Origin of the sequence: Xanthomonas sp. NCPPB 2866 (genome assembly GCF_041475745.2) — a bacterium.
GTDB lineage: Bacteria > Pseudomonadota > Gammaproteobacteria > Xanthomonadales > Xanthomonadaceae > Xanthomonas > Xanthomonas arboricola.
Genome location: NZ_CM192975.1, coordinates 3,642,699 through 3,656,724, shown reverse-complemented (window position 1 = coordinate 3,656,724; position 14,026 = coordinate 3,642,699). Strand labels below are relative to the sequence as shown.

Annotated in this window: 13 protein-coding genes; 9 read left to right on the top strand and 4 right to left on the bottom strand. The window is 67.2% G+C overall.

What is annotated here, in order from left to right; genetic code table 11:
* Window positions 1–133: 133 nt before the first annotated feature.
* Window positions 134–1,747: a sensor histidine kinase gene (locus ACCQ04_RS15565; RefSeq protein WP_016901263.1), complete on the bottom strand. Its 1,614-nt coding sequence runs from the start codon at window positions 1,745–1,747 to the stop codon at window positions 134–136.
* A 231-nt stretch (window positions 1,748–1,978) separates the two neighbouring features.
* Here ACCQ04_RS15565 and sucC point away from each other — a divergent pair, with 231 nt between their 5' ends.
* Together sucC and sucD are read left to right on the top strand one after the other, a co-directional pair.
* Window positions 1,979–3,148: an ADP-forming succinate--CoA ligase subunit beta gene (sucC, locus tag ACCQ04_RS15560; protein WP_039519379.1), complete on the top strand. Its 1,170-nt coding sequence runs from the start codon at window positions 1,979–1,981 to the stop codon at window positions 3,146–3,148.
* Between the two features lie 24 nt (window positions 3,149–3,172).
* Window positions 3,173–4,048: a succinate--CoA ligase subunit alpha gene (gene sucD, locus ACCQ04_RS15555; RefSeq protein ID WP_011038208.1), complete on the top strand. Its 876-nt coding sequence runs from the start codon at window positions 3,173–3,175 to the stop codon at window positions 4,046–4,048.
* Window positions 4,049–4,267: 219 nt separating this feature from the next.
* Here sucD and ACCQ04_RS15550 read toward each other — a convergent pair whose 3' ends face one another.
* A complete protein-coding gene (locus ACCQ04_RS15550; protein WP_226427345.1) occupies window positions 4,268–5,209 on the bottom strand; it encodes a LysR family transcriptional regulator in 942 nt (313 codons plus the stop codon).
* Between the two features lie 80 nt (window positions 5,210–5,289).
* Between ACCQ04_RS15550 and ACCQ04_RS15545 the strand changes: the two genes are divergently transcribed.
* The 3 genes from ACCQ04_RS15545 (at window position 5,290) to ACCQ04_RS15535 (ending at window position 8,811) form a co-directional block, all read left to right on the top strand.
* Window positions 5,290–5,934, top strand: a complete 645-nt coding sequence (locus tag ACCQ04_RS15545; RefSeq protein WP_226427344.1) for a DsbA family protein — start codon at window positions 5,290–5,292, stop codon at window positions 5,932–5,934.
* Between the two features lie 213 nt (window positions 5,935–6,147).
* Entirely contained in the window at window positions 6,148–6,969 is an 822-nt protein-coding gene (locus ACCQ04_RS15540; protein ID WP_226427343.1) for an MBL fold metallo-hydrolase, read from the top strand.
* 201 nt (window positions 6,970–7,170) lie between these two features.
* Window positions 7,171–8,811, top strand: coding sequence for an NAD+ synthase (locus ACCQ04_RS15535; RefSeq protein ID WP_226427342.1), 1,641 nt, complete (start codon window positions 7,171–7,173; stop codon window positions 8,809–8,811).
* A 9-nt stretch (window positions 8,812–8,820) separates the two neighbouring features.
* Here the strand turns inward: ACCQ04_RS15535 and ACCQ04_RS15530 are convergent, their stop codons facing one another.
* Window positions 8,821–9,807, bottom strand: coding sequence for a glycoside hydrolase family protein (locus ACCQ04_RS15530; protein ID WP_053051298.1), 987 nt, complete (start codon window positions 9,805–9,807; stop codon window positions 8,821–8,823).
* 322 nt (window positions 9,808–10,129) lie between these two features.
* Window positions 10,130–11,011, bottom strand: a complete 882-nt coding sequence (locus tag ACCQ04_RS15525) for an outer membrane protein assembly factor BamD (RefSeq protein WP_024939405.1) — start codon at window positions 11,009–11,011, stop codon at window positions 10,130–10,132.
* Between the two features lie 120 nt (window positions 11,012–11,131).
* Between ACCQ04_RS15525 and rluD the strand changes: the two genes are divergently transcribed.
* The 4 genes from rluD to ACCQ04_RS15505 all read left to right on the top strand — a co-directional run bounded on the left by rluD (window position 11,132) and on the right by ACCQ04_RS15505 (window position 13,967).
* Entirely contained in the window at window positions 11,132–12,127 is a 996-nt protein-coding gene (rluD, locus tag ACCQ04_RS15520; RefSeq protein ID WP_372358556.1) for a 23S rRNA pseudouridine(1911/1915/1917) synthase RluD, read from the top strand.
* A gap of 1 nt (window position 12,128) precedes the next feature.
* Entirely contained in the window at window positions 12,129–12,944 is an 816-nt protein-coding gene (gene pgeF / locus ACCQ04_RS15515) for a peptidoglycan editing factor PgeF (protein ID WP_226427341.1), read from the top strand.
* A gap of 2 nt (window positions 12,945–12,946) precedes the next feature.
* Complete coding sequence (locus ACCQ04_RS15510; protein WP_179465334.1) at window positions 12,947–13,471, top strand: DUF4166 domain-containing protein; 525 nt, start codon at window positions 12,947–12,949, stop codon at window positions 13,469–13,471.
* Between the two features lie 64 nt (window positions 13,472–13,535).
* Entirely contained in the window at window positions 13,536–13,967 is a 432-nt protein-coding gene (locus tag ACCQ04_RS15505; protein WP_226427567.1) for a thiol-disulfide oxidoreductase DCC family protein, read from the top strand.
* Window positions 13,968–14,026: the final 59 nt, after the last annotated feature.

Sequence of the window (14,026 nt, the reverse complement as noted above, 5' to 3'; positions counted from 1 at the left end):
ACGATTCACGCGATCACACGATGGTGCGCGGGCGCAGCACGATGCGCAGCGGCTGGCTGCACGGACACGATCGCAGTGCCAGCGCAGGCCGCAGCGCCATTGGCTTGCTGCTGGCATGACGCAGCGCTCTCGCTCATTTCCCGAGCAGGCTATTGGGCCCCTGCAACAGGATCCGGAAACAGGCGCCGCCGCCCGGCACCGACACGTAGTCCAGTTGCGCCTGGTTGGCGCGGCACAGTTCCTGGGCGATATACAGGCCCAGCCCGGTGCCGTGCTCGGAGGTGGTGTAGAACGGGCGGAACAATTGCGCGGCCACCGTCTCCGGGATGCCGGGGCCGCGGTCGACCACGTCGATCACCGCCATGCGCTCCATGCGCTCCACACGCAGTTTCACCCGCGCCGGTTCGTCCATGACCCGGCCGTACTTGAGCGCGTTGTGCACCAGCGCGGTCAGGATCTGGTGCAGGTGCTTTGGGTCGATCAAGGCATGTACGGCATTGCCCTGGATGCTGGCCTCCAGGATGTCGGTCTCCATCGACAGGGTCTGCCGGTACTCGACCACGAAGCGGCGCACGAAGGCGGCCAGATCCAGGTTGTCCGGACTTGCGCGCTCGCGGCGGGCCAGCGCGAGCACGCTCTCGACAATGCCGTTGGTGCGCTGGCATTGCTGGTGGATGATCTGCAGCAGGCGGCGGTCGGCATCGCCGATGTCCGGGGATTCTTCCAGCAGCTGCGAGGCGTAGCTGATCGCGGCCAGCGGGTTGCGGATCTCGTGCGCCAGGCTGGCCGAAAAGCGCCCCATCGCCGACAGGGTGAGCGATTCGGCGCGCCGCGACACCACGCTGGCATCGTCCAGAAACACCAGCACCAGGTCGCTGTCGGCGAGCAGCCGCACGAAGCGTGGCTGCACTTCCGGGCGGTCGGCGCCCAGTTGCAGCGGTGCCTCTTCCTCGCGCCAGCCGCTGCGCCAGCGCTGCAGGCGGCGCGACAGTTCGGGCGTGAGCGCGGCCAGCGACAGGTCGACCGGGGCGTTGCGCTGGTCGCCGTCGCCGAGCAGCGCCAGCGCCGCCTCGTTGGCCAGGGTGATGCGGTTGTGCGTATCGACCACCAGCACGCCGGTGCGCATGCGGCGGATGATCAGTTCATTGATCTCGTAGAGGTTGGCGACCTGCGCGCCGCGTTCTTCGGCCAGTACCTGGTTGCGGCGCGCACGCGAGCCGATCTGTTCGCAGATGAAGGCCACCGCGACGTAGCTGGTGGCGAACATCGCCAGTTCCGCGACCGGGCGGGCGGCGCCGCCACCTTCGAGCAGGGTCCACAGGTATTCCAGCACGATGGCGCCGCTGGCGAGCACCGCGATGCTCATGCCGTAGCGCAGGCGCAGCAGGATCGAGGCAGCGGCGACATTGAACAGCAGCATCATCGCGATGCCGGCGCTGGCGCCGGGCAGCGCATGCGTGGCCAGGGTCGCCGCGGCGATGTCGGCCAGCACCGAACAGAACACGGTGGTGGTCAGCCGGCGCTCGCTGCGGCCCCAGAACAGCAGCGGGATCGCCACCGACAGATAGCCGATCGCCACGCCGGCCGCCAGGCGCGGGTAACGCGGCTCCGGGATCGCGTCGGACAGGGGGCTGAACACCAGCGCGGCGATCAGCCCGGCCACCAGCACCCGGTACAGCGAAAAGAAGTACAGCTCGCGCTGCGGCGCGGACTGGATCCGGTCGATAAGCGATGGGCTGGATGGCAAGCCGATTCCCCGCTGGAGCAAGCCGCGAGTATAGGCAGGTGCGCGGCCCGCGCAGCGCTTGCGCACAGTGCCGGGCTGCGTGCAAGCGCTGCAAACGACGGGCCGCGCGCGCCGACTTTTGCGCCGCACGGCGTGGTCGGCCACAATAGGCGGCCCGTTCGCGTCTCTTGACGTGCCGCCCAGGCGGTCTGCGTTGCACGCAGCGGTCGTTTCCTTTTCCCACGGTGACGCATGAATTTCCACGAATACCAGTCAAAACAGCTGCTTGCCGAGTACGGCATCCCCGTTCCGGCCGGCAAGGTCGCGGCGACCCCGGACGAAGCGGTTGAAGTCGCCAATTCCCTGGGCAAGGGCCCCTGGATGGTGAAGGCGCAGATCCACGCGGGCGGTCGCGGTAAGGCTGGCGGCGTCAAGTTCTGCAAGACCACCGACGACGTGAAGGCCGCAGCGGCCAAGATGCTCGGCACCAAGATGTCCACCTACCAGACCGCCGGCGTCGAGCTGCCGATCAACCTGGTGCTGGTGACCACCGCCGGCGAGATCGTCAAGGAGCTGTACCTGTCGATCCTGGTCGACCGCGGCACCAAGACCATCACCTATATCGCCTCCAGCGAGGGTGGCGTGGAGATCGAGCAGGTCGCCGCCGAGACGCCGGAGCTGATTCACTCGCTCAACGTCGATTTCGTCGAAGGCGTGCAGGGCTACCACGGCCGCGATTTCGGCTTCAAGCTCGGCCTGACCGCCAAGCAGGCCGGCCAGTTCGCCAGCATCATGGTGAACCTGTATCGCCTGTTCAACGAAAAGGATCTGGCGCTGGTTGAAATCAACCCGCTGGCGATCCTGGACGACGGCAACCTGTACGCACTGGACGGCAAGTTCGACAGCGACGACAACGCCGCGTTCCGTCAGAAGCAGCTGATCGCCATGCGCGACAAGACGCAGGAAGACGAGACCGAAGTGACCGCGTCGGAGCTGGACATCAACTACGTCACCATGGACGGCAACATCGGTTGCATGGTCAACGGCGCAGGCCTGGCCATGGCCACCATGGACGTGATCAAGCTCAACGGCGGCGAGCCGGCGAACTTCCTGGACGTGGGCGGCGGTGCCAACAAGCAGCGCGTCATCGAGGCGTTCAAGCTGATCCTGTCTTCGGACAAGGTCGAAGGCATCTTCGTCAACATCTTCGGCGGCATCGTCCGTTGCGACATGATTGCCGAGGGCATCATCGCCGCGGTCAAGGAAGTGGGCGTCAAGGTCCCGGTCGTGGTGCGCCTGGAAGGCACCAATGTGGAAGAAGGCAAGCAGCTGCTGCGCGACAGCGGCATGGCCATCATCCCGGCCGACAACATCAACGACGGTGCCAAGAAGGTCGTCGAAGCTGTCAAGAACGCCGCCTGATCCACGACACCGAAGGAACTATCCATGTCCGTTTTGATTAACAAGAACACCAAGGTGATCGTGCAGGGCTTTACCGGCCAGCAGGGCACCTTCCACGCCACTCAGATGATCGAGTACGGCACCCAGGTCGTCGGCGGCGTGACGCCGGGCAAGGGCGGCACCACGCATATCGACCTGCCGGTGTTCAACACCGTGGCCGATGCCGTGCAGAGCACCGGCGCCGATGCGTCGGTGATCTACGTGCCGCCGCCGTACGCGGCCGATGCGATCCTGGAAGCGGCCGCGGCCGGCATCAAGGTCATCGTCTGCATCACCGAAGGCATCCCGGTGCTGGACATGCTGCGCGTCAAGAACGTGCTGACCCGCTCGCATCCGGACACCGTGCTGATCGGGCCGAACTGCCCCGGCGTGATCACCCCGGGCGAGTGCAAGATCGGCATCATGCCGGGCCACATCCACAAGCCGGGCAAGATCGGCATCGTGTCGCGTTCGGGCACCCTGACCTATGAAGCGGTCAAGCAGACCACCGAAGTGGGCCTGGGCCAGAGCACCTGCATCGGTATCGGTGGTGACCCGATCAACGGCCTGAACTTCGTCGACTGCCTCAAGCTGTTCAACGAAGACCCGCAGACCGAAGGCATCATCATGGTCGGCGAAATCGGTGGCGACGCCGAGGAAGCCGGTGCCGAGTACATCAAGCAGTTCGTGAAGAAGCCGGTGGTTGGCTTCATCGCCGGTGCGTCGGCGCCGGCCGGCAAGCGCATGGGCCACGCCGGTGCGATCGCATCGGGCGGCAAGGGCACTGCCGAAGGCAAGTTCGCGGCGATGGAAGCCGCCGGCGTCAAGACCGTCCGTTCGCCGGGCGATCTGGGTGCGGCGATTGCTGCGCTGGTGAAGTAAGCACGCCGCGCGCGCAAGCGTGTAGCGTCGGAAAGGCCGCCTTTGGGCGGCCTTTTTTGTGGCTAGCCACTTTAGCCAGCGGTCTGTGGCGAGTCATTTGTTGCAATGGCCGACGTGGCCATTTCCGCTGGCCAATGGCTGGCTGGTGCCAGCGTCTTCGCCGGCCGCCGTTGCCTGTCGCGGCTTGGCGGCGGATTCGAGCGGCTTGCAGCGTTCGATTCAAAGCTCTTGCTGTTGCGCATTGAGCTCAAGCAACAGATCCACGAACGCGCGCACCTTTGCCGGTCGAAAGCGCGTTGCCGGGAACACGGCGTGGATGCCGCCGGACGGCAACTGCCACTGCGGCAGCACGTGCAGCAAGCGACCGGCGGCCAGATCGTCAGCGACCACATAGTCGGGAAGCACCGAGATGCCTGCGCCCTGGCACACCGCCTCGCGCACGGCGAGGGTGGCGTCGAGAAAGATGCCCGGCTGCACGTCCACACTCTGCGGCGCATGCGTGGCGTGCGCGAATTGCCAGCGTTGGTGATCGCGCAAGGCAGTGTTCGCCACGAAGGGCAGGGTGGCGATGTCCTGCGGCGATGCGATTCGGGCCAGCTGCGCGGCCATCGTGGAAGGCGCGACCAGCAACTGCCGAAACGCGCCGATCTTGCGTGCCTGCAGGCTGCTTTCGGCCAGCCAGCCGACCCGGATCGCAAGTTCGATGTTGGCCGTCATCAGGTCCAGGGTCTGGTCGCTGAGGATCGCGTCGACCTTGCAGGCCGGATGGCACCGGGTGAAGGCTGCGATCGCCGGCACCACCACGCGCACGCCGTAGTCCAGCGGGGCGGTGAGCCGGAGCAGCCCGGACAGTTCGGCGGCGGTGTCGGTGAGTGCGTCGAAGGCGTCGTCGGTATCGCGCAGGATGGCCGCGCAGCGCTGGTAGAACGCCTGCCCGAGTTCGGTGGTGCGCACCCTGCGGGTCGTGCGCACCAATAGCGAGGTGCGGCATTCGCGCTCCAGGCGGGCGACCTGCTGGCTCACCACCGCCTTGGTGATGCCCAGGCGATCGGCGGCCGCCGTGAAGGAGCCGGTGTCCACCACTGCGACGAAGTAGGCCAGGCGGCGCAGATTGCCCAGGCCGCCCGGTCCGGTCTCGCTTCGATTGTGTGTCTCTGGCATACGGTATGTTTATGGCGGATGGATTTAAGAGTCAACGGCGCGGGCCTAGGATGCCTTCCTCGCCACCGGATGCCGCTGACATGTCCACTACCGTTCACTACATTTACGACCCGCTGTGCGGCTGGTGCTATGGCGCCAGCGCGGTGGTGTCGGCGCTGCAGGCACGGGCCGATGTCGCGCTGCAACTGCTGCCAGCCGGGCTGTTTCTGGGCGCGGGCGCCAGGGCGATGGACGACACCTTCGCCGGCTACGCCTGGTCCAACGACCAACGCATCGCACAGCTGACCGGCCAGGATTTCAGCGCCCAGTATCGGCAGCGCGTGCTCGGCAATCGTCAGCAGCGCTTCGACAGCGGTCCGGCGACGTTGGCACTGACGGCGGTGGCGCGTGTCGCTCCGTCGCGCGAAGTGCAGGTGCTGGGGGCCATCCAGCGGGCGCGCTATGTCGAGGGCGACGATGTGACCGCGCTGGACACGCTGGTGGGCCTGCTGCAATCGCTTGGGCTGGAGCAGGCCGCGAAGCAGATCGCCGCGCCGGATGCGCAGCTGCTTGCGCTGACACAGGCGCGCATCGACCAGGCGCTGGAGCTGTTGCAGGAATTCGATGTACGCGGCGTGCCGACGCTGGTTGCGCAGTCGTCCGGCAAGCGGTGGTTGCTGGATGTCGGGGCGGGTTATGGCAACCCCGATGTCGTCCTGCGGCAGTTGGATGCTGGGCATTTTTAGGCATCTGGGTGACTGGTTTCTCGCCATGGGGTTGGCTTTCTTGCAGCTGACCTTTCCCCACACACGTCTCCAGTGACTTGGTTGTCTTCCGCCGCACCCTCACCCCAACCGTCGCCATCCCCAAAGGCCGAAACAATGCCAACCCGACGAGACGTCATCAAAACCCTGGCCGTTGCGAGTGTCGCAACCGCCTTCCCTGGAGCGAATACCGCCATGGCTGCACCGACCACACTGACGTATCAACATTTCCCCGCCGGCGAACATGGGTTCTTCCGCGCGCCGGTGCTGATTTCCGGCACGCACGATGCGGTGCTGATCGATGGTGGCTTCACCCTGCCCGACGGCAAGGCGCTGGCCGAGGCGATCCGCGCCAGCGGCAAGACGCTGACCACCATCTACATCAGCCAGAGCGACCCGGACTACTACTTCAGCCTGGCGCCGATCAAGGCTGTCTTCCCCGAGGCGCGCGTCATCGCCGCCTCGGCCACCATTGCGGCGATCAAGGGCAATGTCGAAAAGAAACTGGCCACCTGGGGCCCGCAGCTAAAGGAAAACGGCCCGCAGCGCCTGGCCGACATCGTGATGCCGGAACCCTTCGATGGCCCTGCGCTCACACTGGAAGGCCACGCGCTGGAGATCGTCGAAGCCGACGGTCTGGCCAATCGACGCTATGTCTGGGTGCCTGCGCTGAAGGCGATCTTCGGTGGCGTGCTGGTGTTCTCCGGCACGCATGTGTGGACCGCCGATACGCGCGGCGCCGAAGGCCGTGCCGCCTGGCGCAAGACGCTGGACAGTATGGCGGCGCGTTCGCCGTCGGTGGTGGTGGCCGGCCATCTGCTGCCGGGCGCGCCCACCGATGCCTCGGCCATCGCCTACACGCGCGATTATCTGCTGGCTTTCGAGCAAGAGCTGGCCAGGCACAGCAACAGTGCCGACCTGATCAAGGCCATGACCGCGCGCTACCCCGATGCCGGCATGACGGTGGCATTGCAGATCGGCGCCAAGGTCGCCACCGGCGAGATGCAGTGGGGTTGATGCGATGACGGCGCAGCCGGACACCATCCGCGCAGGCGCCGTGCATGCAGTGGACGCGTAACACCGAGGCGCGGCAGATCCCTGCACGCCGCTGCGCTTCTGGAATAATGCAGGCTTGGCGGCGACGCCGGTCTGCATCCCGGTCTGTTGCGGGATGCGGCGCAGCCACGCCTTCCCCGCTGCATTCGCATAGGCCTTCCAATGTCCCAGACGCTCCGCATCGCCATGGCGCAGTTCGACTTCCCGGTCGGTGCCGTGGCGCGCAATACCGATCGCATCATCGACTTCATCGCGGCAGCGCGCGACGAGTTCGATGCGGACATCGTGCTGTTTCCCGAGCTGGCGATCAGCGGCTACCCGCCGGAAGATCTGCTGCTGCGGCCCGGTTTTCTCGCCCATTGCCAGGAAGCGTTGGCGCGCATCGCCGCCAGTACGCGCGGCATCGTGGCGGTGGTCGGCTGGCCGCAGAGTGCCGGCAGCGTGGTCTACAACGCCGCCAGCGTGTTGCGCGACGGGCGTATCGAGGCGACGTATCGCAAGCGCGAATTGCCCAATTACGCAGTGTTCGACGAGCGCCGCTACTTCGACGTGGACCCGGATGGCGACAACTGCGTGGTCACGGTCAAGGGCGTGCAGGTGGGCTTGGTGATCTGCGAGGACCTGTGGTTTGCCGAGCCGCTGGCCAGGACCGTGCAGGCCGGCGCCGAGCTGGTGCTGGTGCCCAATGCCTCGCCCTACGAGCGCGGCAAGCATGCGCAGCGCGATGCCCTGCTGGCCGAGCGCACCCGTGAGAGCGGGGCGGCGATTGCCTACCTCAACGTGGTCGGCGGCCAGGATGCGCTGGTGTTCGACGGCGCATCGGTGGTGGCCGATGGCGACGGCACCGTGCATCCGGCCGCCGCCGCCTTCGTCGATCAGTGGCTGGTGGTGGACTATGCCGCCGGCGAGCGCAGTTTCACCCCGGTAGTGTGGGTGGACGATGGCGACGAGAGCATGGATGCGCTGGCCTGGCGCGCCGTGGTGCGCGGGCTGCAGGACTATTGCCGCAAGAACGGCTTCAGCAAGGTCTGGCTGGGCCTGTCCGGCGGCATCGATTCGGCGCTGGTGCTGGCGATGGCGGTCGATGCGCTGGGCGGCGACAACGTCACCGCGGTGCGGCTACCGTCGCGCTACACCGCCAACCTGTCCAACGATCTGGCCGACGAGCAATGCCGCGCACTGGGCGTCAAGCTGGAAACCATCGCGATCGAGCCGGCGTTCGAAGGCCTGCTCGCCGCGCTGGGGCCGATGTTCGAAGGCACCCAGCCGGACATCACCGAAGAGAACCTGCAGTCGCGCAGCCGCGGGGTGATCCTGATGGCGCTGTCCAACAAGTTCGGCGGGCTGCTGCTGACCACCGGCAACAAGAGCGAATACGCGGTGGGTTACGCCACCATCTACGGCGACATGTGCGGCGGCTATGCCCCGCTCAAGGACCTGTACAAGACCGAAGTGTTCGGCCTGGCCAAGTGGCGCAATACCGTGGGCGGGGCGCCGGTGATACCGCCGGCCGTGATTTCGCGCCCGCCCTCGGCCGAGTTGCGCGACAACCAGACCGACCAGGATTCGCTGCCGCCGTACGATGTGCTGGACGGGATCCTGTACCGCTACGTCGACCAGGAACAGTCGCGCGACGACATCGTCGCGGCCGGCTATGCCGCCGACACGGTCGAGCACGTGCTGCGGCTGGTGCGGCTCAACGAATGGAAGCGCCACCAGGCCGCGCCCGGGCCCAAGGTGTCGCGGCGCGCGTTCGGCCGCGAGCGGCGTTACCCGATCACCAATGGCTATTTCGGCCAGTAGCCCGAACGGCTATTGCGGTCGGTCGCCCGTTGCATCGGCTGCCGTTGCGGTGGCCGGTGCTTGGGCGAAGCGCGTGAGCAGGTCCAGGGTCGGCTTGGGCCGGGTCAGGTCGTACATCAGGCCGAAATGGCCTTCGGCGCCCTGGATGGTGGTCTGGTCCAGCAATTCGTAGACGTTCACCTCGGACACCACGTCGGCATAGTTGTCGCGCACGTTGCGCAGCAACTGCGCCAGGCTGTCGTAGCAGCCGCGGTCGCCTTCCGCACCGCCGGTGGTGTTGCCGGTGTAGATCTCCGCACAGTTGAGCTCGTTGAAAAATACCGGGGTCTTGTAGGTCTGCGCCGCCGTGCGTAGCTGGCCCAGGTACAACGCGCTCCAGTAGCCGGCATCCTGGTGGAAGGCGTAGTAGTGGAAGCTGATGTGGTCGAAATTGAAGCCGGCCGCCTTGGCCTTGGCCAGGAACCACAGCGAGCCATTGCGATCACCGGGGCAGCGTGCGTTGGCGCTGCGGTCGTCGCTGTTGCAGGCGGTGATGTTGATGGTGAAACGCAGGCCGGCGCCCAGTTCGTTGGAGGCCTGGCGCATGCCCAGGTACATCGTGGTCATTGCCGCGATGCGGGCATCGGCCTCGGCGCGCACCAGGTCCTGTTCGTTGCCGATCTCCCAGACCTTGATGTCGGCCGCATAGCGGCGTGCCAGCTGGTAGCCGATCTCGCGCGACATCGGGTAGACCATCGGGCGCAGCGTGATGCCGTACTTGCGCGCCAGCGGGACCAGCGCATCCAGCGTTGCGTAATCGCGCGGGTCCACATCGAAGCGGTAGCTGCGCAGATTGCGTGCGGCCAGCAGCTGGAAGCGGGCCTCGGCCTGGGCCATGGAATAGCCGGGGCGATTGTCGTGGGCGTTGACGCCATAGACGATCGGCGCCGCGGTGGCGGTGGTGGTCATCGCCGCCAGCAACAGGGCGAGCAGGAACGGGACGATGCAGCGGGACATGCGGCCTCCTGGGCGGGCGCCAGCGGGGAGTCGGGTCTTCTTCAGGGCCGAGTATAGGCAGCGCACCGGCGCGGTTCGGTGACCTGGTGCCGGGTCTGGCGAGGTGCCTGCAGCTGTCGCAGGCAGGCGCGCCCCGCGTTGCGAGAGAGGGTGGGACGCGGGCGCGGAGTGCGGGACGGCCGATCTCCCGCTCGATCAGGCGTCACTGTCGCCAGGCATTGCAAGCGCCTGCGGCAACCGGCGCGCCGTCACCGCCGCAGGCGCGTTACCGCAATAAAAAGGGGCCTTGCGGCCCCTTCTCATCACGCCGGCGACTGATGTCTCAGTCGCGGCTCATCTGTGCGTTGCGCTGGCCGGTGGCGGCGGACTTCTCGCCGGCGAACGGGTTGAGCTTGCGGATGGCCCAGGGATACTTCGGCCAGTCGCCGGTCAGCCACGGATGCTGCGGGCTGTTGAGCTCCAGCACGCGGCGTGCGTCGGCGGCCAGGGTCTTGTTGCCCAGGTGGGTGTAGGCCTCGGCCAGCACCGCGACCGCGTCGTATTGGTAGGCACTCTGCGGATAGGTTTCCAGCAGGTAGTTGGCACGACCGGCCGCCGAGACCCAGGCGTTGCGCCGCAGGTAGTACAGCGCGTTGTCCAGTTCATGCTGGGCGAACACGTCGCGCAGCTCGATCATGCGCTTGCGCGCATCCGGCGCGTAGCGGCTGTTCGGGTAGCGGTCGGTGACGGTGTTGAAGTCGTTGTAGGCCTGCTGCGGCGAGGACAGGTCGCGACGGCTCGGATCCAGCGACCACACGCGGCGCAGGAACACCGTATCGCGGTTGCTGTTGGCCAGCCCGCGCAGGTAGTACAGATACGAGATGTTGCGATGGGTCGGATAGGTCCGGATGAAGCGGTCGACGCTGGAGACGGTGTCGTCGTGCTTGCCGGCCTTGTACTGGGCATAGGCGGTTTCGATCATCGCCTGCTCGGTGTACGGGCCGTACGGGTACTGGGCGATCAGGCGCTTGTAGCTGGCTTCGGCGCCGGCCCAGTTGCCTTTCTCCATCAGGCCGTGGCCCTTGCCGTAGAGCTGCTCGACCGGCATGCCCTCATCGGGATTCTTGTCCTTGGCGCCGCGGTGGCAGCCGGTGACGACGAACGCCATGACCAGCATGAGGGCAATCAGGCGCGCAGGCGCGGAAAACGTGGACCGTCGGATCATGGGTCTGGGCAGGACGCATCAGGAAAACGAGAGCGCGATGATAGCCTAGTGGCCTGTCCGGCGACTGACTCCCGCCGCCCGGACCGCCAAATTCCCGCTTTTGCCTGAGTGCCCGTGTCCATGTCCGACCCATCTGCCGACCCCCTCGACCCGTCCATCCGCCAGGCCATCGTGCCCGACAACTCCGCTGGACGCCGTTTCGACGCGGTGCTGGCCGAGCTGTTCCCCGAATTCTCGCGCTCGCGCTTGTCGGAGTGGATCAAGTCCGGCGATGCGCTGCTGAACGGGGAAATGGCGCGCCCGCGCGACACCTTGCGCGGCGGCGAGAGCGTGCAGGTGCAGGTGGTGCTGGAAACCCAGACCCACGCCGCGCCGCAGGACATCCCGCTGAGCGTGCTGTACGAAGACGACCAGGTACTGGTGATCGACAAGCCGGCCGGGCTGGTGGTGCACCCGGGCGCGGGCAATCCGGACGGTACCCTGGTCAACGCCTTGCTGTTCCGCGACCCGGCGCTGGCGGCGGTGCCGCGCGCAGGCGTGGTGCACCGGCTGGACAAGGACACCAGTGGGGTGATGGTGGTGGCGCGTACCGTGCAGGCGCAGACCGCGCTGGTGGAACAGCTGTCCGCACGCGATGTGCATCGCCAGTACCTGGCGGTGGTGGTGGGCGCGCTGGTCTCCGGCGGCACCGCCAACGCGCCGATCGACCGCCATCCGCGCGATCGGCTGAAGATGGCGGTGCGCGACGATGGCCGCGATGCGGTCACCCATTACCGCCTGCGCGAGCGCTTCCGCGCGCACACCGCGCTGGAATGCCGGCTGGAAACCGGGCGCACTCACCAGATCCGCGTGCACATGGCGCATCTGAAGTCGCCGATCGTCGGCGACCCGCTGTACGGCGGCGCGCTCAAGCTGCCCAAGGGCGCCACCGACGAACTGGTGCACGAGCTGCGCACCTTCAAGCGCCAGGCGCTGCATGCCGAAACCCTGGAATTCCTGCACCCGGTCAGCGGCGAGCCGGTGCGCGCCAGCGCGCCGGTGCCGGCCGACCTGCAGCGGCTGATGACGGCCCTGCGCGAAGACAGCGCACGCGCCGCCGAGCTGGCACGCCGCTGACGTGGCCGCCGCCGCACCCTTCGTGCTGCCGGCCGACTGGCCGGCGCCACCACGCATCCATGCGCTGACCACGCTGCGTCACGGCCTGGGCGGCTCGCTGGCGCCGTTCGACACGCTCAACCTCGGCAACCGCAACAGTGCCGATGGCGACGCGCCGGAGCAGGTGGAACGCAACCGGGCGCTGCTGGTCGAGGCGCTGGTACTGCCCGGTACCCCGCAGTGGCTGCGTCAGGTGCACGGGGTGGAGGTACTGCGTGTCGACGCGCCCGTGCTCGCGCCCGGCGAACAGCCGCCTGCAGCAGGCACTGTCGCGCCAGGCGCGCAGGAACCGGTCGCCGATGCAGCGGTGACCGCTGTGCCCGGCGTGGTGCTGGCGATCCTCACCGCCGATTGCCTGCCGGTCGTGCTCGCCGCTGGCGATGGCAGCGAAGTGGCCGCCGCGCATGCAGGGTGGCGCGGCCTGGCCGACGGCATGCTGGAGCGCAGCGTGGCGGCGATGCGCACGCCGCCGCAGCAGGTGATGGCATGGTTGGGGCCGGCAGCGGGGCCGCAGGCCTATGAAATCGGTGAAGACGTGTTCAACGCCTTCGTCGCGCACGATGCGCAGGCGCAACGCGCGTTTGTCGCGACCCGCCCGGGGCATTGGCGGGTGGACTTGTATACGTTGGCGCGTCAGCGCCTGCAGCATGCCGGTGTGCCGGCCAGCGCCATCCATGGCGGCGGGCTGTGCACCATTTCCGAGCCGCAACGTTTCTTCTCGCATCGTCGCGACCGCCGCAGCGGACGCATGGCCACGCTGGCATGGATCGCGCCCTGAGCGTGCCGTTGTTTGCGCAGGTGTTGGGGCAGGACGCGTTCGCGCAGCTGCCTGCGCCGGTGCGCGCGCTGCATTCGGTGCAGCAGCGGCAGACCTTCGCCGGCCGGGCAAGGATTCAACGCGGCACGCATGCGCTGGTCCCGTTACTGGCGCTGTTGAGCCGCTTGCCGCGCAGTGGCGAGGTGGAGGTCGAAGTAGAGTTTCTTGCAGACGCGGCGGGCGAGCGCTGGCATCGGCGGTTCGGCGGCCTGCCGATGCATTCGCGCCTGTGGCGTGAGGGCACGCGCCTGCGCGAACATCTGGGCGCGGTGCGGTTCGAATTCGCGCTGCGCGCCGACGCGCAATCGCTGTACTGGCAGGCCACCCGGGTGTGGGCATTGGGCTGGATCCGGTTGCCTGCGCGCTGGTTCGAGCAGGTGCGTTGCCGCGAGCATGCCGACGCCGGGCGTTACGGGTTCCTGGTCGACGTGCACTTGCCGCTGGTCGGCCCGTTCATTCGCTACGAGGGCTGGCTTGAACCGCGTTGATCCACCGCTCGTTGACGTGTCTCAGCTGGAGACATCTCAGTTGGAGACCCCTCACTCGAAGCCGTTGCGCGTGGAGCCGCCCGGCCGTCAGCCAGGTGCTGTGCCCGCGACCATCGTGTTCGATGGCGTGTGCCTGCTGTGCAATGGCTGGGTCAGGTTCCTGCTGCGTCACGATCGACGCGGGCATTATCGCTTTGCCGCAATGCAGGGCCAGGCCGGACGTGCGCTGTTGCAGCAGCATGGGCTGGATCCGGACGACCCGTTGTCGTTTCTGCTGGTGGATGACCGCGGTGCGTGGACCGACAGCGATGCGATCGTGCGGGTGCTGGCCGGGTTGGGCGGCTTCTGGCGGCTGGCCACGGTGTTGCGCGTGGTGCCGCGTCGCGCGCGCGACATCGGCTATCGCCTGATCGCACGTCATCGCTACCGCTGGTTCGGTCGCACCGACCATTGCATGCTGCCGAGCCCAGAGCAGCGCGAGCGGTTTCTCGACTAGCGCCCCAGCTAGACGTAGGAGCGCACCTGGGCGCGATGGGCGTTACCGGGAAAGCTTCG